This window comes from Bombella sp. ESL0380 (genome assembly GCF_009725805.1).
Lineage (GTDB): Bacteria > Pseudomonadota > Alphaproteobacteria > Acetobacterales > Acetobacteraceae > Bombella > Bombella apis.
Window position 1 is genome coordinate 166,240 of record NZ_WNIH01000003.1, and the last position, 25,059, is coordinate 191,298.

At 59.1% G+C, this 25,059-nt stretch carries 25 protein-coding genes; 12 read left to right on the forward strand and 13 right to left on the reverse strand.

Annotated features, from left to right (window positions below):
* Positions 1-66 precede the first annotated feature (66 nt).
* Positions 67-1,446: a Hint domain-containing protein gene (locus tag GM608_RS01935; RefSeq protein ID WP_333644899.1), complete on the reverse strand. Its 1,380-nt coding sequence runs from the start codon at positions 1,444-1,446 to the stop codon at positions 67-69.
* Positions 1,447-2,043: 597 nt separating this feature from the next.
* On the opposite strand from GM608_RS01935, the gene GM608_RS01940 reads away from it, so the two are divergent.
* The 3 genes from GM608_RS01940 to purF all read left to right on the forward strand — a co-directional run bounded on the left by GM608_RS01940 (position 2,044) and on the right by purF (position 4,557).
* Entirely contained in the window at positions 2,044-2,367 is a 324-nt protein-coding gene (locus tag GM608_RS01940) for a hypothetical protein (protein WP_052349163.1), read from the forward strand.
* 52 nt (positions 2,368-2,419) lie between these two features.
* Positions 2,420-2,974 (forward strand): CvpA family protein, encoded by a 555-nt coding sequence (locus GM608_RS01945; protein WP_081562928.1) that lies wholly within the window; start codon positions 2,420-2,422, stop codon positions 2,972-2,974.
* A 140-nt stretch (positions 2,975-3,114) separates the two neighbouring features.
* Positions 3,115-4,557, forward strand: coding sequence for an amidophosphoribosyltransferase (gene purF, locus GM608_RS01950; RefSeq protein WP_043560928.1), 1,443 nt, complete (start codon positions 3,115-3,117; stop codon positions 4,555-4,557).
* Between the two features lie 955 nt (positions 4,558-5,512).
* Here the strand turns inward: purF and GM608_RS01955 are convergent.
* Positions 5,513-5,755 (reverse strand): hypothetical protein, encoded by a 243-nt coding sequence (locus GM608_RS01955; protein WP_249079304.1) that lies wholly within the window; start codon positions 5,753-5,755, stop codon positions 5,513-5,515.
* 394 nt (positions 5,756-6,149) lie between these two features.
* On the opposite strand from GM608_RS01955, the gene GM608_RS01960 reads away from it, so the two are divergent.
* The 4 genes from GM608_RS01960 (at position 6,150) to GM608_RS01975 (ending at position 12,273) form a co-directional block, all read left to right on the forward strand.
* The gene (locus GM608_RS01960) at positions 6,150-10,001 is read left to right on the forward strand and encodes an autotransporter domain-containing protein (RefSeq protein ID WP_333644900.1); all 3,852 of its coding nucleotides are present in this window, start codon (positions 6,150-6,152) and stop codon (positions 9,999-10,001) included.
* Positions 10,002-10,613: 612 nt separating this feature from the next.
* Positions 10,614-11,462 carry a hypothetical protein gene (locus GM608_RS01965; protein ID WP_333644901.1) on the forward strand — a complete coding sequence of 283 codons (849 nt, stop codon included), beginning with the start codon at positions 10,614-10,616 and terminating at the stop codon, positions 11,460-11,462.
* Positions 11,463-11,518: 56 nt separating this feature from the next.
* Positions 11,519-11,947 carry a GH32 C-terminal domain-containing protein gene (locus GM608_RS01970; RefSeq protein ID WP_333644902.1) on the forward strand — a complete coding sequence of 143 codons (429 nt, stop codon included), beginning with the start codon at positions 11,519-11,521 and terminating at the stop codon, positions 11,945-11,947.
* Between the two features lie 11 nt (positions 11,948-11,958).
* Positions 11,959-12,273 carry a hypothetical protein gene (locus GM608_RS01975; RefSeq protein ID WP_249079311.1) on the forward strand — a complete coding sequence of 105 codons (315 nt, stop codon included), beginning with the start codon at positions 11,959-11,961 and terminating at the stop codon, positions 12,271-12,273.
* 118 nt (positions 12,274-12,391) lie between these two features.
* Here GM608_RS01975 and GM608_RS01980 read toward each other — a convergent pair whose 3' ends face one another.
* From GM608_RS01980 to ccmC, 10 genes are all read right to left on the reverse strand, one after another.
* Positions 12,392-13,798 carry a class II fumarate hydratase gene (locus GM608_RS01980; RefSeq protein WP_333644903.1) on the reverse strand — a complete coding sequence of 469 codons (1,407 nt, stop codon included), beginning with the start codon at positions 13,796-13,798 and terminating at the stop codon, positions 12,392-12,394.
* Between the two features lie 43 nt (positions 13,799-13,841).
* The gene (locus GM608_RS01985; protein ID WP_103765349.1) at positions 13,842-15,509 is read right to left on the reverse strand and encodes an NAD-dependent malic enzyme; all 1,668 of its coding nucleotides are present in this window, start codon (positions 15,507-15,509) and stop codon (positions 13,842-13,844) included.
* 79 nt (positions 15,510-15,588) lie between these two features.
* Positions 15,589-15,957, reverse strand: a complete 369-nt coding sequence (locus GM608_RS01990; RefSeq protein ID WP_154981647.1) for a hypothetical protein — start codon at positions 15,955-15,957, stop codon at positions 15,589-15,591.
* The gene (gene ccmI / locus GM608_RS01995; RefSeq protein ID WP_043560921.1) at positions 15,954-16,415 is read right to left on the reverse strand and encodes a c-type cytochrome biogenesis protein CcmI; all 462 of its coding nucleotides are present in this window, start codon (positions 16,413-16,415) and stop codon (positions 15,954-15,956) included. Before ccmI ends, GM608_RS01990 begins: the two co-directional genes overlap by 4 nt.
* 3 nt (positions 16,416-16,418) lie before the next feature.
* Positions 16,419-16,871: a cytochrome c-type biogenesis protein gene (locus tag GM608_RS02000; protein ID WP_333644905.1), complete on the reverse strand. Its 453-nt coding sequence runs from the start codon at positions 16,869-16,871 to the stop codon at positions 16,419-16,421.
* A complete protein-coding gene (locus tag GM608_RS02005) occupies positions 16,868-17,470 on the reverse strand; it encodes a redoxin domain-containing protein (protein ID WP_333644906.1) in 603 nt (200 codons plus the stop codon). The genes GM608_RS02000 and GM608_RS02005 overlap by 4 nt, the downstream gene beginning before the upstream one ends.
* The gene (locus GM608_RS02010) at positions 17,461-19,467 is read right to left on the reverse strand and encodes a heme lyase CcmF/NrfE family subunit (RefSeq protein WP_408863030.1); all 2,007 of its coding nucleotides are present in this window, start codon (positions 19,465-19,467) and stop codon (positions 17,461-17,463) included. The genes GM608_RS02005 and GM608_RS02010 overlap by 10 nt, the downstream gene beginning before the upstream one ends.
* Positions 19,468-19,486: 19 nt before the next feature.
* Complete coding sequence (ccmE, locus tag GM608_RS02015) at positions 19,487-20,035, reverse strand: cytochrome c maturation protein CcmE (protein WP_052349160.1); 549 nt, start codon at positions 20,033-20,035, stop codon at positions 19,487-19,489.
* A gap of 33 nt (positions 20,036-20,068) precedes the next feature.
* Positions 20,069-20,260: a heme exporter protein CcmD gene (gene ccmD, locus GM608_RS02020; protein WP_043560918.1), complete on the reverse strand. Its 192-nt coding sequence runs from the start codon at positions 20,258-20,260 to the stop codon at positions 20,069-20,071.
* Positions 20,257-21,006, reverse strand: a complete 750-nt coding sequence (ccmC, locus tag GM608_RS02025) for a heme ABC transporter permease CcmC (protein ID WP_043560916.1) — start codon at positions 21,004-21,006, stop codon at positions 20,257-20,259. Before ccmC ends, ccmD begins: the two co-directional genes overlap by 4 nt.
* Positions 21,007-21,207: 201 nt before the next feature.
* On the opposite strand from ccmC, the gene GM608_RS02030 reads away from it, so the two are divergent.
* Positions 21,208-21,627, forward strand: a complete 420-nt coding sequence (locus tag GM608_RS02030; RefSeq protein WP_081562934.1) for an EVE domain-containing protein — start codon at positions 21,208-21,210, stop codon at positions 21,625-21,627.
* A 57-nt stretch (positions 21,628-21,684) separates the two neighbouring features.
* Positions 21,685-22,500 (forward strand): EcsC family protein, encoded by an 816-nt coding sequence (locus GM608_RS02035; RefSeq protein WP_043561605.1) that lies wholly within the window; start codon positions 21,685-21,687, stop codon positions 22,498-22,500.
* A 79-nt stretch (positions 22,501-22,579) separates the two neighbouring features.
* Here the strand turns inward: GM608_RS02035 and GM608_RS02040 are convergent, their stop codons facing one another.
* Complete coding sequence (locus GM608_RS02040; RefSeq protein ID WP_043560907.1) at positions 22,580-22,777, reverse strand: hypothetical protein; 198 nt, start codon at positions 22,775-22,777, stop codon at positions 22,580-22,582.
* 32 nt (positions 22,778-22,809) lie between these two features.
* Between GM608_RS02040 and aat the strand changes: the two genes are divergently transcribed.
* From aat to GM608_RS02055, 3 genes are read left to right on the forward strand one after another with little or no spacing between them, the layout of a single operon-like run.
* Entirely contained in the window at positions 22,810-23,484 is a 675-nt protein-coding gene (aat, locus tag GM608_RS02045) for a leucyl/phenylalanyl-tRNA--protein transferase (RefSeq protein WP_333644910.1), read from the forward strand.
* Positions 23,485-23,520: 36 nt separating this feature from the next.
* Positions 23,521-24,438, forward strand: coding sequence for a hypothetical protein (locus GM608_RS02050; protein WP_333644911.1), 918 nt, complete (start codon positions 23,521-23,523; stop codon positions 24,436-24,438).
* 4 nt (positions 24,439-24,442) lie between these two features.
* A complete protein-coding gene (locus GM608_RS02055; protein WP_086431169.1) occupies positions 24,443-24,958 on the forward strand; it encodes a peroxiredoxin in 516 nt (171 codons plus the stop codon).
* The last annotated feature ends 101 nt before the right edge of the window (positions 24,959-25,059 follow it).

Genomic DNA, 25,059 nt, shown 5'->3' on the forward strand with positions numbered 1-25,059 from the left:
GTATTTCGGGGGAGTGGGAACAGTCCCGGCCTGTCCCGATATGGTCGGGACAGGCCGGGAGGGGCCTCATCTCTGTGCCACACTTTCAGGCAGGGAAATGGTTGGCTGGGCTATCCCGGCCTCATCAACATAGGGCCCTTCCGCCAGGAGCTGGATGCTCAGCATGTCCCGCTCATGAATGGTGGGAAACTCTTCCAGAGAGAGGAGGGCGTTGCCGTTTGTCCAGCGGCAGGGGCTGTTCTCCATCACATCCCAGCCGGAAGCGTGAGGATCCGACATATGGGATGTCAGGCTGTGGGTCTGCTTTTCCTGGTACAGCTCCACGGCACCGACGAGGACACCGAGGAAACGGCGGTCATCCACATAGGGGCCGATGGTGTCGCAGGGGCGGCTTGTGCGGGAGCGAAGGTAAAGGGCTGTCACGCCTTCCGGCAGAAGGAAGATGGCCCGGTCCTGTATCCGGCGGACAGGGTAGAGAACGTCCCCGGCATTGGTGACCAGATGGAAGTCTGAATCCTGCACCAGGGAGACAGGTGGTACCTGCCGGGCAAAACCGAGGGCGCGGGCCCGCTCGTCCAGCGCCTCATGCAGTGGCTGGATGGAGGCGGTATCCACGGTCAGCGGAGCGCAGGCATCCTTTTCCCAGCTCTTGGAGGGCGGGAAAGCCACGACATTTCCTTCCTGGAGGAAAGTCATCTCATGGAAATTGCGGCGGCTGCTGCCGCTGAGATAACTTTCCGTCATCACGCTGTTGGCACGGACGATGCTGTGCTCTGCCGTCTCAAAGTGATAATAGTCGTAAGAGAGACGTTCACGGTCATAGTGGATGGACCGGTGATTGACGAGCATCCGCACCGGGACGAAATGGCCATCAAGATAGAGCGTGTGCTCTGATGTTACATACAGGTCGGCATCAGGGCAGCCATCTCCCAGTGCATTTTTTCTGATGCAGACGGCATAGCCTGCCCGGTCATCCGGCAGATGGGGCTGGACATCGATACGGCCCCGCCCTGCCCATGTTATCGGCTCCAGCTTCTGGTTGCCGTCAGGGCCGGTCAGGACGAGATCACCAACAGCGAGAGTTTCGACAGCCCGAGGTCCAGCATCCGTCATGATCATGGACCCGGGGAGGAAGCAGGCGATGTCGATGTTGGTGACGCCGGTGTCAAAGGTCCAGTCGACATTGCTGAGTGTTACAGGCGATCCCGGTGTCGCTGGGCTGCCCTGATTCAGGGAATCAAAGCCCGTATTGGGGACAAGCTGTAGATAGAGATAATGCTTCCCGGTTTGGACGGCTGCTGCCAGATTGGACAGGCCAAGATACGTCTGTTGTTCGTCAGGAGGAAGAGGGGCATACTGTTGCCCGTCCCCTATCTGTTTTATGAATTGAACATTCTTTATCGCAAACTCTGCAACGACAGAAGGAGTTGGAGGAATGACATCCATGTAGGTAAACGAACCTACATAAGACAGGTACGTTACAGCAAAAACATTTGTGTTGGGGATATGCATGAGGACAACAGCCTTGTCTCCCGACTGGCTTATGTTCACGCCTTGGACCATGGCCAGCTGATATATCGGCTGGGCAGAAGTGAGCTGGTTTGTTGCAGTGAGCCGGGTGTTGAAAACGTTCCCGGTTGCTGGGTTCGGGAGGGTCTCCGGACCAAACCAGAAGCCGGGGAGACCAGTAGTATTGCCGCCCCCTGTATCAGGAGACAGGTTGGAGTACTTCTGTGGTTTTTCCCATGTGATTGACATGACTGTTCTCCAGTGGGGTGCAGACCGTCGATGATTCTGTACGAAATAGGGAGATGATGATGAGGCTCTGTGGTATTTTTGTGGTGTAATTTCAGCGATGATATCTGAATTCCTTGAATGGTATTAGAAAAAGAAAAGATTTTCCTGTTAATGAATTGTACTATTTTTCACTAATATAGTATTAATCAATTTATTATTGAATTTTTATTAATTTCTGTTCCTCCCTTGAATGTGAGTAACAGACCTGTGTGCCCTCTCCTCTTTTGCAGGAGGGGCAGGGTGGATATGATGGGAGCCGAAATGACACAGTCTGCACGATATGGGCCAGCCATGGCTGGGGTCAGAAACAAGGATGGGCAGGAATGCAAGATGCTGGCCGAGCAGGCTACCGATTGTCTTCTGGACTATCTGTACGGGGAGCCGAAGGCCCTGGTCGAGGATAGTGCGGTGTTCCTGCTGGAGATACGGAAGATATGGCAGCAGCATGGTGTGGATGAAAGTGCCATCTGGCAGGAACTGAGTGAGCGGATTGACCTTTCATCCGATTTGCTGAAACGTGGCATCCGGGCCCGCAAGGGGGGCCGTTACCGCTCCACGAAACTGCCCTGACAGGCTGGTGGCAGGTAGCGGGATTGATGGTGGAAGAGCGACGGGAGCCGCAATGACAGGCCTGCACGGAACATTTCTGGAGCATCTTGGCGCGATGGACTGGGCCATGCTGGTTCTTGTTGGCCTGTCGGCCCTCTGGGGGCTGGTGAGAGGGCTTTCGCACGAGAGCGGAGCCCTGCTGGTCTGGATAGGCAGTTTCTGGCTGGTAGGCCGCTGGGGGGGCGTGGCCTTGTCCCATCTGGCTCCGCTTGTTTCTCCTACCTTTCAGGGGACGGCTGTTTTCACCTGGGGCGGGCGGCTGGGGCTGTTCGTTCTGGTCATGATTGTTCTGAATCTGGTGACCAGCCAGCTGGCCCGTGGCATGAGAGGGCTGCTCTCCGGCCCGTTGGACGCACTGCTTGGGGCTGGTTTCGGGCTGGTGCGGGGTTATGTCGTGCTGGTGCTGCTCTTCTGTGCGGGCAGCTATCTGGCGCAGGACTGGCTGGAAGCCGCCATGCAGGGGAGCGTCCTTGCACCCTTCGTGGTGCGTGGCGTGGCTTTTTTGCAGGGATATATACCGCTTTCATGGTCGGAACATCTTGCCTTTCTGCCATCGAATAGCCATTGAAGGGGGGTCGCAGGCATCACCCTGACGGACAGGCTGCCCTGAAGAAGGGCAATGGCCGGTTTTTTCAAGGGGTTGGCTGCCTGTGCCGCTGTGCCACTTAGATATGAGCGGGATTCGCCCGTCAGGTTTGCTCCATCGATATGTCTTTTCCTGAATCGTCCAGTCGTCCCTATGAGGAATGTGGTGTTTTTGGTGTCTGGGGTGTGCCGAATGCGGCAGCGCTGACAGCTCTCGGCCTGCATGCCCTCCAGCATCGTGGTCAGGAGGCGGCCGGTATCGTCAGTTTTGATGGCGATACGTTCCACCAGCACAAGGCGCTGGGCCTCGTCGGAGATGTGTTTGGCAATCAGGACGTGATAGCAGGCCTGCCGGGGGAGGCGGCCATAGGGCACAACCGTTATGGCACAACGGGTGGCAGCCATGTGCGCAATGTCCAGCCCATCTATGCCGATTACGCCTTTGGTGGTCTGGCCGTGGCCCATAATGGCAATCTGACCAATGCCGCCACCCTGCGCAAGGCGCTGGTAAAGCGTGGCTGTATTTTTCATTCCACGATGGATACGGAGGTCATCGTCCATCTTGTCGCCATTTCGCTCTATGACACGGTGATCGAGCGGTTGATGGATGCGGCAAAGAAGATCAAGGGGGCTTATTCCCTCATTACCCTGACACCGGATGACGGGATGCTGGGGATGAGGGACCCGCTGGGCGTGCGACCGCTGGTTCTGGGCCGCATGCCCGGGCATGAGGACAAACAGGGCGGCTGGGTGCTGGCCAGTGAGACCTGTGCGCTGGACATCATCGGTGCTGACTATGTGCGTGACATCGAGCCGGGTGAAATTGTCGTCATCAATGCGGATGGGGTGAAATCTCTCTGGCCGTTTGGGGATATTGGCCGCCGGTTCTGCATTTTTGAATACATCTATTTTGCCCGGCCGGATTCCGTGCTGGAGGGACAGTCCGTCTATGAAGTGCGGACCCGCATCGGTGGCGAATTGGCCCGGGAGAGTGGGGTCGACGCTGATGTGGTCGTGCCTGTGCCGGATTCTGGCGTGCCTTCTGCCATCGGGTATGCTCATGAGAGTGGCCTGCCCTATGAGATGGGCATCGTGCGCAACCATTATGTAGGCCGGACGTTCATCCAGCCGACCGATCAGGTCCGTAATCTTGGCGTGAAGATGAAACACTCGGCCAATAAGGCCGTGCTGGAAGGACGCCGGGTCATTCTGGTGGACGATTCCATCGTGCGCGGCACAACATCCCGCAAGATTGTGGACATGGTCCGGGCAGCGGGAGCGAAGGAGGTGCACATGCGCATCACTTCTCCACCGACCAAACATCCCTGCTTCTACGGGATTGATACGCCCTCCGAGAAGCATCTTCTGGCCGCCCGTCATTCGCTGGAAGAGATGTGCAAGGCCATCAATGCGGACAGTCTGGCGTTCATCAGTTTCGATGGCCTCTACCGTGCCCTTGGTCATCAGGGGCGCCCGGTGGAGAACCATACAAACTGCGATGCCTGCTTCTCCGGGGATTACCCCATCACACTGGTGGACAAGGATGGCAATCTGATCCAGCAGTAAGCGAGAACTTGGCTGATTGGCTTAGGGGAAAGCCCGCATGGACACGCCATGCGGGCTTTTTTTTGTGTGGTTGAAAAGTCACAGAATGAAATTAAATTAACCTTATGTAAGGAATTGTCTTTCTGTGAATGGGAATGGCAATAAAATATGCATATACATAGAGTATGTCCTTTTGATTCTTTGGAGTGAGAACGGTGCCTAGGTATAATCTATTTTCTTTTAAGGGATTTGGTAATCTAGATTTTTGTTCTTCTTCTTGTAAAGGACATCATAATAAGAAAAGATATCTCGGATGTATTGGAATGTCTGTGAGCGTTCTGGCTTTGACGGTCGGGGTGATGGGTGTTGTTCAGGCTGATGTCATGCAGCCGATGGACGTTATTACGCAGGTGAATGGTCAATCTGGTACTGTAACTGTTTCAGTGCCGGTAGGGCAGGAAGTATTGTTCGGAAGTGGAAATAATAACTACGATGGACTTTCGAATAATGATTACAATAAACTGAGTGATCTTAACCTTATAAGTGGAGGGAAGAGTCCATATAATAGTTATGTGTCATACTATTCAATAAATGCTAACACTTTAAAATTAGAAGGTGGTGGCTCCCTTTCGGTAGGTGGAGGAAATATAGGATTTTCATCAAATGATATAAAAACAATAAATATAGACAATGGAATACTTATTGATATTCAGGACGGCAACAGTGGTGGGGGTGTTGCTTCTGGTTTGAAGAATTTATATCCAAACAGCAATATAAAAGAGGTGTCATATCCTGATTTGAATATTAAAGATGGAAGTTTTTTGCGCATAAATTCCGCTCAAAATAGTATTTATAATTCTTTTAATTCAATAAATGGCAGTGGAGGTATCTCTCTTATTAACACGAAGACTCCTATACAGGGAGATGGTTCTCAATTCTCTGTTGTCGGAAAATTGTACATATATGGTTCTGGGAGTCATTTTTCAGGTTCTATTAAAGGTGATGGGAACTTAGATATGGCAGGTTTCCCATCATCAAATACTAAGTACGTTTCTTCTGGTTCAAATTCGTCATATTCGGTAGTATATCCGCTTTTTTCTGTAAATTCTTCTTTTTCAGATTTTAAACAGGTAAAAATTAACAATCTTGGATTATTTGATATTTCAGGTAACGGATACCATTCGGGAGAGGATATTACGCCAAGACAGATGGGGAACACATTTCTTCACGCTGGAGCAGAGGTAGATGTTGGGGAGCTTCGGGTTGCTGGAGGGTATGATAACGGATACTTCACTGAGAGTACATCAAACGGTCCTGTATATGGTGGAGGTGGAGTTGATTCTAATAATGCAACGCTTGTTGTAAGTGATGAGGGGACGTCTTTACATACTGAACAGCTGGTTGTAGGTCAGCAGACTGGCCGTGTGCCTTCCTCCGTCATGTCTCTTTTTACGTCTAATCCTGATTTGGGTTTTACCCCGTTTTATGGGGCGTCTCATGGGACATTATGGATTGCTAATGGTGCAGCTCTTTTTGTGTCCGGCGGCGGGATTAATGGTGGTGTTTATCTCGGGAATTCAGCAGGGAATGGCCCGGATGATCGAACAAATGGCATGAACACCAATCCTTATTATTCTGAAGGTGAAGCTCATGGTGTCATTCATGTCACTGGGAATCAGGTCGGGTATGATGCGTCCGGTAATTTTGTCAATCCGGGTACGGTGGGTCAGTCTGCTCAGCTGAATGTCCAGAATGGTGGTCTCTGGATCGGCCCAGTCGATGGCGGGAAAGGGTCTGGCGACATCATCGTTGATCATGGTGGGCAGCTGAATCTGGACAGTTCCTTTGCCGTTCTGGGCGGCCAGAATGGTGCGGGTAACATAGCCATCAATCAGGGTGGTACGGCCACGGTGACGGGCATGAAGCCGCTTGGTCTCGTGCCGGAAAATCAGGGATCAACCTTCAACACGCAGCGGCAGGGCACCTTTACGGTCTCGGATGGTGGTAGCTTGAACATCGGTACGGCTACGAGTGCCGGTAGTCTGAAGCTGTATGGTGACCTGAATCTTGCCGGAGGCAGCACGACAACCTTTTATGAAGGGACGACCTCAGACAAAGGGAATAAGGGGGATGCCTATAATTCCCATGCTGAAGTCAGCGGCAATGTAACGCTGGGTGGCAACATTCAGATTGCGGGAATTGCCGGGCAGAACAGGGGGCAGAATGGTGCTGTCGATGTTGGCATCTATCATCTGATCGATTATACGGGCACGCTTTCCGGGCAGCAGCAGGCCACGCTGCTGCCAACCAGAGCCGGGCAGATGCTCAGCTACGTCCATGATGACGCAGCAAAGAGTGTTGACGTCATGGTAGCTCAGGTCACCACAGATGGGAGAGGAAGAGGCGGTACAGCCAACACGTCGGGGACTGGCACGGCGACTGGTGCAGACAATACGGGTGCGGCTACGGCCCATGAGGGCACGACTGGCGGTACGGGTACGTCTGGTAGTGGGGAGAAAACACAGCAAATTACTTTGACATCATGGTCTGGTGGTGATGCCGTCATGACTTCATATGGTGTTTTTGATGGACAAATGGGTTCTCCTATAGCTCCCCCAAATTTTGTTGGATCAGGCGGGACAATTACGGTTGAAGGGAGCGGCTCGCAGCCTACTCAGGCCTCCGTCGTCAATTTCGGCTCTGGTGGCTATGCGCTGACCGGTGGGGGACTGGCAGCGGTGCCAACCAGTAGTGGCCAGAACATGTTGGGCGTGAATGCCGAGGCAGGGCGTAGTGGCACGATTGCCACGTCCATCGTGGATGATGGTCCGTCCAAGACAGGCCTGATGAAAACGGGGACTGGAACCGTCACGCTGGCGGGTCGGAACGATTATGGCGGTGCCACAGGTGTGCTGGCCGGCACGCTGGACGTGGCCCGGAATGCGGTGATCTCCGACAGGAGCCAGGTTTCCGTGGCACAGGGGGCTGAGCTGGATGTGGCTGGACAGGTTGGCCGCATCGTGAACAACGGCACGCTTTCCGTGACTGGTCAGACGGGGGACGTGTCCAACAGCAGTGGTCAGGCCACCATTTCCGGTACGGGGCAGGTGGCCTCCATGACCAATATGGGCACGGTGCAGCTGAGCGGCCAGGGCAGGGTGACAGGAACGCTGGACCAGCAGTCCGGTATGGTCACGCTGGCGGACAGTGCCAGCATCGGCACGCTGAAGAGCAATGGCTCGCAGGAGCTTGACCAGGCTGCCGGACTGGACCGGACGGATGGCCGGATGAGTGCCAGCCGTCAGGCCTATGTGGAGGCGCAGCTTTCCAGAACGACAGACCCGCAGACCCGGTCCCTGCTGCTGGCGGTGCATGATAGCATGACGGGAAATTCCGGAGCCGTACTGGGTGACCTGAAGGGAGCGGGAAATCTTTTCGTCGTTGCCGACAATGCGAAGGCCGGGATCGGCACCCTGACGGGCTATGGCACGGGGTATCTAGGGAACGGTTCGACGCTGACGCTGACAGGGAGCAACACCTCTTATGGTGATGCCTTGTTCGGTCAGGGCGGGCTGATCGTTCAGGGGCAGAATGTCGTCTTCAGGGGGACGAACTATTATTCTGGTGGCACGGAGATTGCCCAGGAGGCTGATGTCACGGCTGGAACGCAGTCTCTGGGCACGAACGGCATTGCCGTGGACGGTACGCTGACGGTCGAGGAGAATGGCACGGAAAGTCTCGATAATTCCCTGAGCGGTTCCGGAACCTTCAACAAGACCGGAACGGGTTTCCTGACGTTGGCCCAGTCTGTTGATGACAGTCATTTCGACGGCACGACGAACGTGCGTCAGGGCGGGCTGGCCGTGAACGGCACGCTTGGTGGTGCCACGAACGTGGCCGCCGGGGCCATGATCTCCGGCAGCGGGACGGTCCACAACCTGTCCTTGGACCCGAACGCTTCCCTTGGCGTGACGCTGGATGGCGGTAAGGGAGCAGCCACATCGCTGACGCTGGCAGGTACCGAGAACCACCTGAACGGGGCACAGGTTGCGGCTACGGTCAGCAATTTGTCCAGTATGGCCATGCGGCAGCATTACAGGACAACTATCTTGAAACTGGCCGATGGGGCCCTAGCTACCGGTACGTTGGGTGAGAAGGCCCGGATGTCCAGCAGTGATGAGGGGGCGGTATCCCCTCTGAGCACGGCTTTCCTGAGAGGTACGGTATCGGAAGCGCAGGATGGACGCAGCTGGATTATGGATTATGTGCGTGTGGCGAATTTCAATGCCTATGCGCAGGACCGTAACGAGCGGCAGGTTGCCGGCAGTCTGGACCGGGCTGGGACATCGGCAGGCTTCATGGATGCCCTAGCCGGGTCCGCCATGCAGACGGGTGAGCAGGTCCGCGGGGCTTATAATGCCCTCTCGGGTGAGATCAATGCCAGTGCCAAGACGGCGATGGTCAATGACAGTTTCTATGTTCAGGAAACCGTGGTGGACCGTCTGGACTGTGCAGGGGATGCGCTGCGTGCCCATGCCCATGATGGCAGGGAGCAGACGAGCGGTTACTGCGATGTGGATCCGACCCGTCATGTCTCCGTCTGGGGGACGGTCTATGGGCAGAAGGGTGGCCAGTCCGGCGGAGCTGCCGGTGCGGGGCATATGGGCCAGTCCAGCGTGGGCTGGATCATGGGGGCTGACACGGGGCTGAAAGGTGGCTGGCGTCTTGGCGGGCTTCTGGCCTATGGGCGTGACTGGTTCAGTGTGCAGTCAGGCCGTGGCTCTTCGGCCCATGCCAATTCCGCCACCATCGGTGCCTATGTGGGAAATGCGTGGCGTGTCGGTGGGCTGACGGACAATGCGGCCATCACCTTCAAGGGAGGCCTCAGCTATTCTTGGAACATGCTGCATACGAGCCGTCGTGTCACCTATGGTGATTATGCGGGTCGTCTGTCCTCCAACAACCGGACCGGCACGGGGCAGGCCTTTGTAGAGACGGGGTATCGCATGGTTTTTGCCAGTGAGAGCCGCCTCCCGCTTGAGGTCGAGCCTTTTGCCCGGATGACCTACCTGAACTATGACCAGACCGGCTTCCATGAACATGGAGCTGAGACGGCTCTTGCCGTGAAGGGACGCAACAGTTCCATCGGGTTCTCCACGGTCGGGGTCAAGCTGGCCACGAGCGTGAATATTGGCAGGGTTATCTTCTCGCCTCATCTGGAGGCCGGATACCGTCGGGCCTTCGGGCGGACGAACGCCTCTGTGCGGGAAGGGTTCTCCACGCTGGGTGATGGGTATGGCATGAGCGTGCAGGGGACCCCACTTTCTGTCAGTACGGCGCAGATCAACACGGGTTTTGCGGCGCATCTGACGGACCGGATCGACGTGAATGTCGATTATGTCGGTCAGTATGGCGGGCATCAGACCAGCTCTGGCGGGTCTGGGAACTTCCGTTACAAATTTTAAATTAAATGGAGGAAGGTCGTTCAGGAGGCGGCCCCTGTCTGATGGATCAAAGGGAAAGCCCGCATGGACACGCCATGCGGGCTTTTTCTGTAGAGGCTGGCACATGGGTATCCCTTCTGGTGGTTCATGAAAGCAATTATGAAAATTGATTTTTATTAATATAATGTACTGTTTCATGATTATGGGCGTTGATGATTATAAATTAATATATAAAATCATTAATTTACAATCAATATACCAATGTTGTTTGTCATTTTATGGTCATGATTCTTATTTTTGATAATATTTGCCGTAAATGGCACAATTTTTATGGCAACGCTCTCATGAGACGGGGCCATGTGCCCTATCGGTACTGTCATCGGATTTTGTCACGAAAGGTTTTTGTCTATGACGGACCTGTCCAATGTTTCGGTAGCGTATTATCCTAAGAGGCATCTGGCTCCTGTACCGGTCCCCGGCAGACACAAATGGCAGAATGACGGTCAAAACTACGTTTATGACCGGAAGGCCAGACTGTGGAGGACGTGGGCTCTGGGAAACCCGGAATGGACTCCTAACAGCGGTTTTCCAACGACGTCGTGGATTTCTTATAGCGGCCCTACCATCGATACGATGACGTCGGATGATGATCGTGAGCCTTCCGGCAAGGATGTCTTCATCGACAAGAATAGCAGTCTTTCCGGCACGTACTGGTCCGGAAGTGTGTGGGTGGATGAAGAAGACAGGCTGGGCCGTGGTCGGGGCAGTGTCTATTATTACATATCTGGCCTGGCCCCTGTCTTGCAGGCCATATATCTCCTGGTGGCGAAGAGGCTCGGCGAGGTTCCGTACAATTTGGGGATATGCTGTTCTCCTGATCTCGTGCCGGACTCCGTGCGTGATGAGGGGCGGGACTTCAGGGACTGCCGTGTATTCTGGGATGACGATAACAGCCAGCTGGTGATGGCAACGACGATCGGAACACGGTTTGCGTTCTTTCGCAGCGTTAATGGGACGTCATGGGATTTTCTTTCCAGCATGGAAGGACCAGGACCGCTGGTGGAGTGCCCCAATGTCATGAAGCTGAAAATCGTGGATGATCATGGGAATACTCTGGGACATAAGTGGGCGATACTGGGAGCCGTGCAGGGTGATTATCCTGGCGGGACCCAGTCGCATGAATGCTGTGTGGCCTGGCTGGGGGCGTGGGATGGCACGCAGTTTATTCCGGATGAGCAGGCCAAGGCCATCCCTCTGGATTACGGGCCGGATTCCTATGCGACCGTGGCAGGCCGCAATGGCAGGTCGACCTATGTGGGGTGCTGGCTGGGTAATTGGGATTATTCGCTCCTGCCTTCACCCTATAAGGGTTTCCAGAACATCCAGTCCTATCCCAGGGCTTGCTGGATACAGACGACTACAGTGGCCAGCAGAAAGTCTACACATTTCCTGTGGAAAAAGCGGATGGTATCACTGGGATAGGGGGCCCCAGGCAGACGATAGGTGGTGAGGGCAATCCTGATTTTGCGTCAGATGAGGTGGAGACGTCGGACTGCTATCGTCTGGATGTTGTGCTGGATCAGGTTGATGGTCACTGGCCAGAGGAAGTACGCATATCCGTCAATAAGGGCCGGGTGGAAGGCACGGAGTACAGTACCGACCTGATCATCTACCGGAGCGGTCAGATCACGTTTGACAGGACCAGAGCAGGCATCCTGTATCCCGGCTATCCCAATGAACCACCTGAGGGCTGGGGAAAGACGTATTCCATTCCGGCAGGTCTGAAGAGCAATGCGACTTCCAACATGATCATCACCATCCTGATCGATACCAGCAGCCTGGAAGTGTTCATCAATGGAGGCCAGACGTCCCTGACAGGGCTGGTCTTCCCACCGAAGGGATGTACGGGGGTCAACATTACGTCAACGCAGCCTGTTCATGTGTCCGTTTCGACAAGTGATTATTGAGGTTAGGACCAATGTCTGAGATCATTACCAACACGCTCATCGTGGAGAGGGATCACATCCGTTTCAGGGTGGCTGCCGGTAACGGCGATTACATCCGGTTCCCTGTGAGTTTTCTCAGTGACAAGGTTATGGTTATTGTCCCGTCTTACTATGATGGCAATGTCTTCAATACGTGCGGTGTGACAAAAGAGCATGTCTGTGACCGTTACGGGTTCACGCTGAGCAAGCTGGCCCATAATCAGGGGCGGACTGCTTTCTGGAACAGCTCCAGAGACCCGGTTGATGTTATTGCCTATGGCCGTCTGCCTAGAAGCCATCGTGTCTGAGAGACGGATCATTCTTTTTCCTGTCGCTGCTTCATCTCGGTGACAGCAGCATGACATGGCAGAAGGGGCCTGACGGAGCAGTCCGTTGGGCCCCTTTCATTTACGTGGAGATAGATTTTCAGCCCTTGGGTGGTTTGATGTTCGGCTGGAGCATCAGTTTCGGGTCGGCCACACGGTCATACTCCTCACCTGTCATGAAGCCGAGAGCCAGCGCACTCTGGCGGGGGCTGAGACCGTTCTCCACGGCATGGTGAGCGACCTGCGAGGCTCTGTCATACCCAATGCTGGGGGACAGGGCCGTGACCAGCACAAGGGAATGGTCCAGCTGCTGGCGGATATGGTCCTCATTGGCGGTCGTGCCCTCGATGAGGAAGCGGCGGAAATTTTCCATGCCGTCATGCAGCAGGGTCAGGCTCTGCATGATGTTCTGGATCATCACGGGCTTGTAGGCGTTCATGTCCAGCATTCCGCCAGCGCCCGCCATGCCCACGACCACGTCATTGCCCATGACCTGAAGGCACAGCATCGTCAGGGCTTCGGCCTGCGTGGGGTTGATCTTGCCGGGCATGATGGAGGAGCCGGGTTCATTCACCGGCAGGTTCAGCTCACCCAGCCCCGCCCGGGGTCCGCAGGCCAGCAGGCGGATGTCGTTGGCGATCTTGAAGAGGCTGCCCGCCAGCGTCCGCAGGGTAGAGGAGAGATGCACCAGAGCATCATGTGCTCCCTGCAGGGCAAATTTGTTGGCCCCGCTGGTGAAGTCCAGCTGGGTGAGGCGGGCAATCTCCTTGCAGGCCCGGGCAGCGAACTGCGGGTCGGTGTTCACGCCCGTACCAAGGGCCGTCCCCCCCAGAGCCAGCGGCAGCAGTCCGTCACGGGCCTGCTCCAGCCGCTGGAGGTTGTCTTCCAGCATCCCGGCATAGCCTTCCCATTCCTGTCCCAGCGTGATGGGCACGGCATCCTGAAGATGTGTCCGTCCTACCTTGACGATATGCTTCCACTGTGCGGCTTTGTGGGCAATGGCCCCGTGCAGACGTTCCAGCGCCGGGATCAGGCGGCGATGGGCCGTCAGGGCGCTGGCGATGTACATGGCACTGGGGAAGGTGTCGTTGGTGGATTGTGCCATGTTTACATGGTCATTCGGGTGCAGCGGCTTCTTGCTGCCCAGTTTCTGCCCGGTCATCTGGCTGGCCCGGTTGGCGATGACCTCATTGACATTCATGTTGAACTGCGTGCCGGAGCCAGTCATCCAGACATGGAGAGGGAAGTGCCGGTCATGCATTCCGCTCATGATTTCGTCACAGATGCGGACGATGAGCTCTGCCTTGTCCTTTTCCAGCCGTCCGCTGGCCGTATTGGCTACGGCGCAGGCCCGCTTGAGAATGGCATAGGCCTCGATCATCTCACGGGGGATGAGTTCCTGCCCGATGCTGAAATAGCGGAGTGACCGCTGGGTCTGGGCCCCCCAGAGGGCTGTCTGGGGAACGTCGATCGGGCCGAGGCCATCAGTTTCTGTACGGTTTGCCATGATGAAGAGGTCCTGCCGGAGAATGGTGGAAAAGAGGAGAGGGTCAGGCTGCCCGGTAGGGCTGGTAGCGGGGCCGCCAGCTCAGGGTGGAGAGGGCTTCCTGCAAGGCTTCATCATCAAGGGCAGGGCAGAGCTGTTCTTCCTGGGCCTGCCGGGCTACGGCGTGGGCAACCTTTAGGGCGACATCATGAATGGTCTCAATGGGGGGAAGCAGGTTGCTGCCCCCGGTCTGCATCGGGGAGAGGGCCGCAACAGCCTGTGCTGCGGCCATGATCATCCCCTCGCTGATGTTTTCTGCCTTGCAGGCCAGCGCCCCCAGCCCAAGACCGGGGAAGATGTAGGAATTGTTGGTCTGGTCAATGATGATGCTGCGGTCATCAAGTTCAACCGGGGAGAACGGGCTGCCCGTGCTGACGATGGCCCGTCCGCCTGTCCATGTCAGAATGTCCATCGGAGTGGCCTCGACATGGCTTGTCGGGTTGGAGAGAGGGAAGATGAGGGGATGGGAGCAGTATGACGCCATCTCCCGGATCATGGCTTCCTTGAAGAGGCCCGCCTGACCGGAAACACCAATGAGGATGGTCGGGTGATTCTTGCTGATGACCTCCGCCAGAGTCCGGCCCTGTCCATTCTGGGCTGTTTCATCCTGCCGGGCAAAGAGGGCCTGCCCTTCGCTCAGCCCGTCCATGTCATGGGTCAGCAGGCCTTGGCGGTCCACGATATAGAAACGCTTCAGGGCCTCTTCCTGCGACAGCCCTTCGGCCTTCATGGCGGCAAGGAGAAGCCCGGCAATGCCAATACCCGCCGCACCGCCGCCTGCAAAGGCAATGCACTGCTGCTCCAGTGTTTCGCCTTTGGCCTTCAGGCCGCTGAGGATGGCAGCCGTGGCAATGCCTGCCGTGCCCTGAATGTCATCATTGAAGCTGGGTATACGGTTCCGATAACGCTGGAGAAGTGGTGCGGCATTGCGTCCGGCAAAATCCTCCCAGTGCAGCAGGCAGCCCGGCCAGCGCGCCTGAAGGGCCGTTACGAATTCCTCGATGAAGTCTTCATAGTCCTGCCCTCTCAGGCGGGGGGTGCGGCTGCCGATATAGGTAGGGTCATTGCGGAGGGCGACGTTGTCCGTCCCGACATCCAGCATGATGGGCATCATCAGGGCTGGATTGATCCCGGCGCAGGCCGTGTAGAGGGAAATCTTGCCAATGGGGATGCCCATGCCATTGGCTCCCAGATCGCCCAGCCCGAGGATGCGCTCACCATCCGTGACGATGACAAGGCGGATGTCGTCATTGGGGATGGCAGCCAGCCGACCTGCCATGTGCCCACGGTCCGACCCGGAGAGAAAGAGCCCCCGTGGTTTCTGCCAGATTCTGGAGAACTCCTGACAGGCCTGCCCTACACCCGGTGTGTACACGACAGGCATGAGCTCCGTGAGATACTTCTGCAACAGGGCATAGAAGAGGGTCTCGTTCGTGTCCTGTATGGCACGGAGGCGAACATGCCGGTCCAGCATGTCCGTTTCACTCATGATGTTTTCATAGGCCTGTGCGACCTGCTCTTCCAGCGTGTGGATGCCGGGTGGAAGGAGACCATGCAGCCCCAGGGCCGTGCGTTCTTCCCAGGGGAAGGCGGTGCCCTTGTTCAGGAGGGGATCATTCAGCACTGCCATGCCACGCTGGGTGACGGGATGGGAAGATGGCGTAGCGGACATGGGTATGATCCTCCGGAATCATGCAGGCTGGAAAACGGGGCAGATGATAGGCTCATGAAGGGTGAAAAGGAACCCGCCTTCAGTCTTTGTGGAGGTGCAGCCACCGGTCTCCGGCAAAGCGGAACTGGGCAAAGATGAACCCTACGGCCAGTCCTGCCAGCATGAGCAGAATCAACCATGGGGAGAAGGGGGCGAAGAGCTGGGGAAAAAGCAGCCGGGTGAGGCCAAGGACTAGCGCCAGACCGCAGAGAGAGGAGAGCAGGACCTCCCGTTTCACAGGGCCATAATGTTTTTCGGCCCGGCAGTGCGGGCAGACACTGGCCGTGTTCTGTATCGGCTGATGGCAGCAGGGGCAGGCACTCATGCTGCGTGGGGGCAGGCTTTGCGGGGTGCTGTCCAGACGGGTGGCCGCACTGCGTGTCAGGCGGGGGAGTGGACCGGGTTTCATGGCTGTTGGCCACTCTGGGAAGTGGATGATGGTGTCATGGTGCTGGCCGGTGGGCTGATGGGCGAGGTCCTGAAGGCGGATGCTGGAATCTGGCTGGCAGGCTGCGGTCCGAAGAAGGGCTGGCCATTGATGGCATAGAGCAGCAGGGCCAGCAGGGGGATGAGCAGCAGGGTGGCAAGGCCGATGATCTTGTGGGCATTGCCTGCACCGGAGAGGCTCCGGGGCGGGGTGGAGACATGGTTGACGATCTCCCGCTCCGTCTCGATGCGGGCTGCATCATAGGGCTGTTTTTCCAGCAGGCCGGCCTTCCGGTCCCGTTCCAGCGAATCAAGCCGACGTCTGTAGAGGGACAGGGTGGGGTCGTCCGTCTGGCTGGAGACCTTCATCCGCAGGATGAGGCTGAGGCCGATGGGCAGCCCGATGAACAGGCAGATGAGGGCAACGATCAGCAGTGACATGGGTCAGTCCTTTTTCAGCAGGCTGTCCAGAGTGCGGCGTTCTTCCGCCGTGAGGGGGGCCGGTGGCGGAGCGGGACGGTGCCAGAGACGGCAGGCCAGAAGCAGGGCCACCATGAGGCCGAGCAGGGGCATGAGCCAGAGCAGCGCCGTGGCTGGCGAGAAGGCGGGGCGTAGACGGATGAATTCTCCGTATCGCTGGACCATCCAGGCCCTGATCTCTTTTGCCGTATGTCCCTGCTGGAGCTGCTGGCGGACAGCATGGCGCAGGTCCCTGGCCAGAGGGGCAGAACTTTCCTCGATGCTCTCATTCTGGCAGACGAGGCAGCGGAGCTGCTGGCCGATCTGCTGGGCCTTCCGCTCAAGAGCCGGGTCAGACAGCATCTCATCCGGCGTGTCCACGGCCAGACAGGTCGGGCTGACGAGAAGCAGCAGGAGCAGGGTGACGGCCAGCCTCATGGTGCTGCCTCCAGATGCGGAACGACACGGGTCTGGTAGACCGCCTCCGTCAGGCCACCCGTTCCATGCCAGACAATCCGTCCGCCCATCTGCGGGTCAGGCATGATGAGAAAGGTTTCCGGCACGCCGGTCACGCCCCATTCAATGGCGGCCTGTCCATCCTGATCCAGACCAAGCCGGGTGAAAGGCTGGCCTGCCCGTTCCAGCCAGCGGGAGGCACTGGCGGGCTGGTCTTTGTAGCAGAGGCCCCAGAGGGCCAGCGGTGCATCACGCTTCTTCCGGGGAGCGGCGAGGGAGGCGGCAAGCTGGCTGATGAACGGGATTTCTTCCACGCAGGGCAGGCACCATGAGGCCCAGACGGACAGCAGGACCGGCTGCGTCATGGTCCTGAAATCTTTCCGGGTCAGCCCGGCCTGTCCGGGCAGGGAGGAGAGGGCGGGGAACTCCGGCACGGGCTGGCCCGTCAGCGGGGTGTTGATGGCTCTGGGATCAAACTGCCCCCGATCCAGTCCATGAAGCATCCTGATGAATCCAAGTCCCAGCCCCGCAGCCCCCAGGGAGGGCAGGGCGGCCAGAAGATGGCGGCGTGTCAGCGGCATGATCTGAGCTCCCCTTCCACCGGTTTCGGACGCCGCCGTGAGGGGAGCAGATGCAGCCCCCCGCCAAGGGCCATGATGATGCCGCCCAGCCATATCCATGAGGCCAGAGGATTTTCATGCAGGCGCAGGATGGCACTGTAATGGCTCTGCCCCTGTGGGTCACGCTCTTCCTTCACGCTGCCAAGGGCAGCATAGAGGTCTTCCAGCGGGCGGTGGAGGATGGCGACATGCAGTGTACGCTGCCCCTGCCGGGGGAAGAGGCGGATCTCTGGCGTCAGTTCGGTGAGAACCGGCCCGTGGGCATCGTGATGGCGGATGGTCAGGTGTGCTTCCACGGCCTCATAATTGGGGCCGTGATGGGCGGTCAGGGCGGTCAGTTCCCAGTCCCGCCCGGTCAGCGTGGCATGGGTGCCGGGTCTGGCCTCTATGAGGCGTTCCTGGCTGCCCGCCATGCCGCAGAGACCGAGGATGGTCACCCCCACGCCGACATGGGCCAGGCTGGCGGCCCAGAGACTGCGGGGCAGGCGGTGCAATTGGCGGCTGCCTTCAGGCAGGCCACGCAGACGGAGGATCAGGTCACAGAGGGCGGCGCTGATGACCCACAGGGCCAGCAGGGCCGACAGGGCCGCCAGTGGTGTGGGGAACAGCCAGAAGGCGGGCAGGATGTTTCCGGCCGTGATGAGCAGGGCCGGGGCCAGACGGGGCAGGAGCCTGTCCGCTCTGGTCTGTCGCCATGGCAGGGCCATGCTCACCCCCATGACGGCCAGAAGTGGCAGGGTGAGCGGAATGGTCGTGGCGTCAAAGAAGGGTTTGCCAACGGAGAGGGTGCGGCCAAAGAGCAGCTGCATGAAGGGGGGGTAGAGCGTCCCCGTCAGCACGACGGCGCAGAGCGTGCAGAGCAGGATGTTGTTGAGCAGCAGCGCACTCTCACGGGAGAGGGGCGAGAAACCTGCCTGCGGGGTAGGCAGGGCAGGAGCACGGATGGTGAAGAGCAGCAGGCTGCCGCCGCCATACAGGCCCAGAAGCCCCAGAATGAACAGCCCCCGGGCCGGGTCGTTGGCGAAGGCATGGACGGAATTGAGAATGCCCGACCGGACGAGGAACGTCCCGGAGAGGGAAAAGGCAAAGGTGGCAATTGCCAGCAGCAGGCACCAGACGTGCAGCAGATTGCGTTTCTCCACGACCAGAACGCTGTGCAGCAGGGCCGTGCCCGTCAGCCATGGGATGAGGGCGGCATTTTCCACCGGGTCCCAGAACCAGTATCCCCCCCATCCCAGCACGGAATAGGACCACCATGACCCGAGCGTGATTCCCAGCGTCAGCAGGGCCCAAGCACTGATGACCCACGGGCGCATGTGGCGGGCCCAGAGCGCATTAGCCCTGCCGTCCAGCAGTGCACTGATGGCAAAGGCGAAGGGCACGGCAAAGCCGACATAACCGCTATAGAGCAGCGGGGGATGCACGGCGAGGCCGGGGTCCTGAAGGAGCGGATTCATGCCCATCCCGTCGGCCGGAACGGGCCAGAGCCGCAGGAAGGGGTTGGAGGTCGTCAGGCAGAAGAGCTGGAAGCCAGCTCCCACCAGTCCCAGCAGGGCCAGAAGCCGTGCCCGCAGGCGGAGGGGCAGCCCTTCCGGCCGGGCGGCACTCTGGCCGGGGAGAAGGGCCAGCCCTGCACACCAGAGGCTCAGCAGCGTGACCCAGAGCAGGAGGGAACCCTCATGATTGCCCCAGAGACCGGCGATCTTGTAGGCCCACGGCTTGTTGATGGCCGAGGTTTCGGCAATGAGTTTCAGGGAGAAATCATTGCCCAGAGAGGCGGTGACGAGGCAGGTCCATGCAAAAAGCAGGGCAAGGCACTGGCTGAGGGCCAGAGGGCGGGCCAGGGCCGTCAGGGGGCTGTCCGTCCGGCGGAGACCGGCCAGCGGCAGGACACCCTGCATGAGGGCCAGGGCACAGGCCAGAGCCAGCGCAAAATGCCCGCCCTCGGGGCAGAAGATGGTGGCCAGCATGGTCATGTCACGGTGCGGCCCCTGGCCCGGGAGGCGTGTCCGGGTGGGGCACGGTCATGCTGTTCCAGTCGGCGGCATTGGGAGGAGGGCCGAAACGGGGGTCCCACCGGCCACTTTTCTGGAGAGCATCGGCAACCTCTTTGGGCATGTAGGTTTCATCATGCTTGGCGAGAACCTCGCTGGCGGTGAAGCCGTGGCCATCATACCGGCCCAGAGCCACCACGCTCTGCCCTTCCCGGAACAGGTCCGGCAGGATGCCCCTATACTGCACGGTGACGGCAGCCTGCCCGTCCGTCACGTCAAAGCGGGCCTCTGGCGTGTCGTCGGAGGCCCTGCCAGTATGGAGGGACCCGGCCACGACCATGCCGCCCAGCCGGATGGTCCGGGTTGGTGCCGGCGGATGGGCCAGCACCTGTGAAGGAGCCATGAAGAAGACGATGGTGCTGGAAAGCGCATTGAGAACCAGCCCGACCGCCCCACCTAGGCAGAGCAGGCAGGCCAGGATGATCCAGAAACGTCCGGCCTTGCGGCGGGTGAGGGGAAATGACGCAGACATACCGTTCCCGTTTAAAGACACGAGGGCGGGCTGTTAATCCCTTTCCTGTCCGGCAGGCAGATTTGCCGTTTTCTGCTGGAGACGCTGCATGAGGGCAAGCCGCCGTTTGGCCCGGCGAAGGCGGAGCAGGCTGCTGCTGACCGTCACGGCCAGGATGACGATGACCAGCCCGTAGCTGGCCAGCACGAACCCCCAGTGCGGGGGCCAGAAGGCGGGTGCGGTCATGGTGAGATGTCCCGCAGGGCCAATGCCTGGGTGCGGCGCTCCAGCAGGGCGGCCCGGCAGCGTATGAGGAGCAGGGCCGTTCCCGTCAGTGTAAAGCCTGCCGTGCAGACGAGCAGGGGCCAGAACATGCTCATGGCCATGGTGGGGGCACCGGTCAGGGTGATGCTGTCGGGCTGGTGCAGGGTGTTCCACCACTGCACGCTGAACTTGATGATGGGCAGGTCCACCACACCGGCCAGAGCCAGCAGGGCAGCGGCCCTCTGGCCCCGCACGGGGTCGTCAAAGGCCCGGATGGTCAGGATGTGTCCGAGATAGAGGAAGAACAGCACAAGCATGGAGGTCAGTCGGGCATCCCAGACCCACCATGTCCCCCAGCCCGGCTTGCCCCAGAGTGACCCGGTGATCAGGCACAGGGCGGCGGCCGTGGCTCCCAGCGGTCCGGCTTCGAGGGCGACGATACCGGCCAGCGGATGCCGCCAGACGAGGGACAGAAGCCCGCAGGCAGCCAGCAGCACGTAACCGGCAGAAGCCAGCCACGCCATGGGGACATGCAGATACATGATGCGCACCGTCTCGCCCTGCTGCCAGTCTGCCGGGGCGAAGCCGAGGCCCCAGATCAGACCGGCAGCCAGTACCGCCAGCCCGACAAGCAGGCAGGGCAGGGCCATGGGGCGGGTGACATGCAGGAATCGGGCCGGGCTGCCTGTCCATCGTCCGGATGGTGCGGGGGAGGTGGAAAAAGACATGGGGCAAGTATGGCGGCTTCACGGAAAGAAGAGAAATGAAAAATGGTGTCATCATGGCGGCAGACGTTCCGGGAAGCTCCCGCTTTGAAAAAGCCTCAAAGTCAGGCATTGTAGAGTGGCTGGCCACACACGATATGGCCGTGGACAGATGGAGCGGAAAAACCGGGAGTGCCGCCCCGGAAAACAGGGAGATTGTGACGCATGGCCTTCTGGCTGATCAAATCGGAACCGGCCTCTTTCTCATGGGATGAGCAGGTGAAGAATGATGTCGAACCGTGGACCGGCGTACGGAACTACCAGGCACGCAACAATCTTGCCGCCATGAAGTGCGGGGACAGGGCCTTGTTCTACCATTCCGTGACGGAAAAGCGCATCGTCGGTGTGGTCGAGGTCGTGCGGGAGGCCTTTCCGGACCCGACGGCGGATGATCCCCGCTGGGTCTGCGTGGACGTGAAGGCCGATGGAGCCTTTCGCTCCCCCATCACGCTTGCGGAGATCAAGGCTGACCCGGCTCTGGAAAGCATGGCATTGCTCAAGCAGTCCCGCCTTTCTGTTGCCCCGGTGACAGAGGAAGAATTCGCCTATCTGACCCGCAAGGGCCAGTGGGAAAAAGCGCAGTAACGATGGACCCGGCCCCCTGCTGTGGTGGCCCGCTCTGGAAATGAGGAGATTCAGACCATGACGGAACAGCGTAAGGACCATGTGCCCAGTGCGAGTTTCCTGTCCCATGATCTTGATGCAGAAGCCCTGTCCCAGCTCCATGCCGTGCTGGATGGGGTGGAGAAAGGTCGGGGCACGCTGGCCCGTCTGGGTGACCTGATGGGTGGTGCTGTGGGCCGGGCAGCCCATATGGGGTTGCAGGGCCTGTCTCTGGCGCCGGGCCTTCAGGAAAAACTCCAGAAGCTGGCCAGTTCTGCGCTGGACCAGGCCTACCGTCTGGCCATTCTTGGTCTGGACCGCAAGGCAGGTGGGGCCGGGGCACGGCGTGAGAATCTGATCCAGGCCGCCGTGGCGGTCTCCGGTGCGGCGGGTGGTTTTGGTGGCTTTGCCAGCATGGTGCCGGATGTCGGGTTCACCACGCTGGCCATCATGCGGGAGATTGCCGCCATCGCTCAGGAAAATGGTGAAGACCTGCGGAGCGAGGAGACACGCCGGGCCTGTCTGGAAGTCTTCGCCCTGCGGAGCATGGGAGAGCAGAAAGGCGAGGGGGAGCTGGGCTTTTTCGCTGCCCGTGGCCTGATGCGTGGCCAGCCGCTTGTGATGCTGATGGCCGAGGTGGCGGGACATTATGGCATGGCCCTGTCCCGCAAGCTGGCAGCCCAGATGGTGCCGGTAGCCGGGGCTCTGTGCGGGGCGGCCATCAACTCGGCCTTCCTTGCTCATTATCGGGCTCTGGCCAAGGCCCATTTCACCATCCGCAGGCTGGAGCGCCTGCACGGGGCTGCTGTGCGGGATGCCGCCGAGGCGTATCGAGGTCGCAGCGCAGAAGCGTGAGCAGGGTTGTCTGCATGGCTTTCAGAGGGGCGGACTCCGGCAGGGGCCGCCCCTCTGTTTTTCTGTCCGGGTGGCGTTTTCAGCGTGGGGCCATGCGGTAGAGCTGATACAGCTCCAGTGGTCCGAAGACGAGAATACCCATGAGGGCAAAAACGCGCATGACACCCATGAGGGGAGTCAATGCAGGCCAGACCAGCTGAAGGAGGAAGGACAGGGCCAGTGCGATCGTATAGATGTAGGTCTGCGATGAAGGGCGTGAGGGAGACTGGCTGGACATGATTCGGCTTCTCTGTAGGGAAAGATTATCTGATGGAGCCTATCACATCTGACCTGCTTCTGCGTGCTTATGGGGAAGGTCTGTTCCCCATGGCACCGGATGAGCAGAGCGATGAGCTGGAATGGTTCTGCCCGCAGGAGCGGGGGATCATTCCCCTGGAGGTACCAGCCCTGCCCCGGCGGCTGATGCGGACCGTCATGGCCGGGCAGTACCGCCTGTGCAGTGATGAGGATTTCGATGGCATGATGCAGGCCTGCGCCCGCCTGACGCCCTCCCGGCCGGAAACATGGATCAGCGGGCGCATCCGCCAGCTTTATGGCGAGCTGCACCGTCTGGGCCATGCCCATTCCGTGGAGGTCCGGGACAGGGAGAGCGGAGCGCTTCTTGGGGGGCTTTATGGTGTGTCCCTGCATGGTGCCTTCTTCGGGGAGAGCATGGTGTCCCATGTGCGGGATGCGTCCAAGATAGCGCTGGTACATCTGATGGCGGCCCTGCGGCAGGGGGGATATGGCCTGCTGGATACGCAGTACGTCACCCCGCATCTGGCCAGTCTTGGCTGTGTGGGAGTGCCCTTTGCGGCTTACAGGCAGCAGCTTGCGGCGGCCATGCAGCAGCCTGCCCGATGGCCTGGAGATGTCAGCCTTGCTGCTCTGGGGCCGGAACTGGAGGCCATGGTGCAGGGCTCTGCCGGGCGGGCAGAAAGGTAACCAATTTCTCTCTGGCCCTGCTGTCATGGTCTGGATATGCTTCTGCCCGTTTGCAGGCTGGGCGGTGTCCGGTGCCGGTCATGGATGGAGATGGAGGAAGACGTGCGGATGCAGTGGTGTATCAGGGAAGTCATGCCGGGGCGGGATAAGGTCGTGCGGCGGGCCGGGGGGACAGTGCTGGCGGCCCTTGGGGCTGCCGTGCTGGCCTGTGGCATTGCCGAAGCCGCTGCGCCAGCGGATCATCCCCCTCTGGCACCGATGCGGGATGCTGTGGTGACCTACCGGTTCCAGACAGAAGTGCTGCCGGGCAAGGGGAAGGAAGCCGGGCCGGAGCATCAGGTGGCGGTTTCTTTTGCTGCTTCGGGTGACCGGCTGCGGATTGATCCTGATGATGGGCAGAGCGCCACCATTCTGGACCGCCCCAACCAGATCATGACGCTCGTCAGCATGCAGGAGAGGCGCTACATCCAGTTCCGTCCCATGCATGGGCTGCACAATACGTTCCTGCTCAGTCTGGATATGACCTACCATGCTGGCGGGATGAAGCAGATTGCTGGCGTGCCTTGCCGGGAATGGGCCATTGAAAGCCCTCGTGGCAAGGCAACGGCCTGCGTGACGGAGGATGGCCTCATCCTCGCCGAGGATGGTGTGGATGCTGATGGTCTTCAGGGCCATCTTCAGGCCGTGTCCGTGCGGTATGAGGACATTCCGGCAGACCGTTTCCAGCCGCCTGCCGGGTTTCAGAGGGTCAGTCCCTTCCTCAAGGGCAGGCCGGCATCCCAGCCGGCACAGGCCCGTCCCGTTCCGGATGCTCCACTGGATGGTACGGCGCATGGTGCCGCCCGTACTGGGGGTGAGGGCAGCAGCGTGCCGGATCAGCCACACAGCCCTGATGATTCGGTGGGAGATGGCAGTGTCTCCCATGGTGACCAGCCCAACAGTGCGGAGCAGTAAAAGCATGACACAGGCAGAAAAGGTTTCAGGTTCCGGTGAGGGGCTGGCCGTGGGGGCCCCGGTGCCCGATTTCGATCTGGCGGGGATGGGCCCCACAGGCGAGGAGAGGGTGAGCAGCCATGCCCTCCGCGGGCAGCCCTATCTTCTGTATTTCTATCCACGGGCTTCCACGCCGGGCTGCACCACTCAGGCCTGCGATCTGCGTGACCATCTGGCCGAGCTGCGTATCCCCGGTGGGGATGGTCTGCGTGTGCTGGGTGTTAGTCCCGATGGTGTGGGAGCGCTGGAAAAATTCATTCTGAAACAGGCGCTCAGCTTCACCCTGCTGTCAGACCCCGATCATGCATTGGCCGAAGCCTATGGCGTGTGGGTGAAGAAGAAGCTCTATGGGCGGGAGTTCATGGGGATTGAGCGGAGCTCCTTTCTGGTCGATGCGGAAGGGCGTCTTGCTGCTTTCAAGCGGAAGGTCAGCCCCGCCAGGCATGTGGCATGGGTGCAGGAGGCTCTGTCCCGGCTCTGACAGCCGGTTTCCGCCAGTCTCCGGTCTGTTCCGGGCAGCCGCTCTCCTGTTTTTCTGTTTCAGGACATCACGGGATGTCTCTTTATCCGGGGTATCGTGGA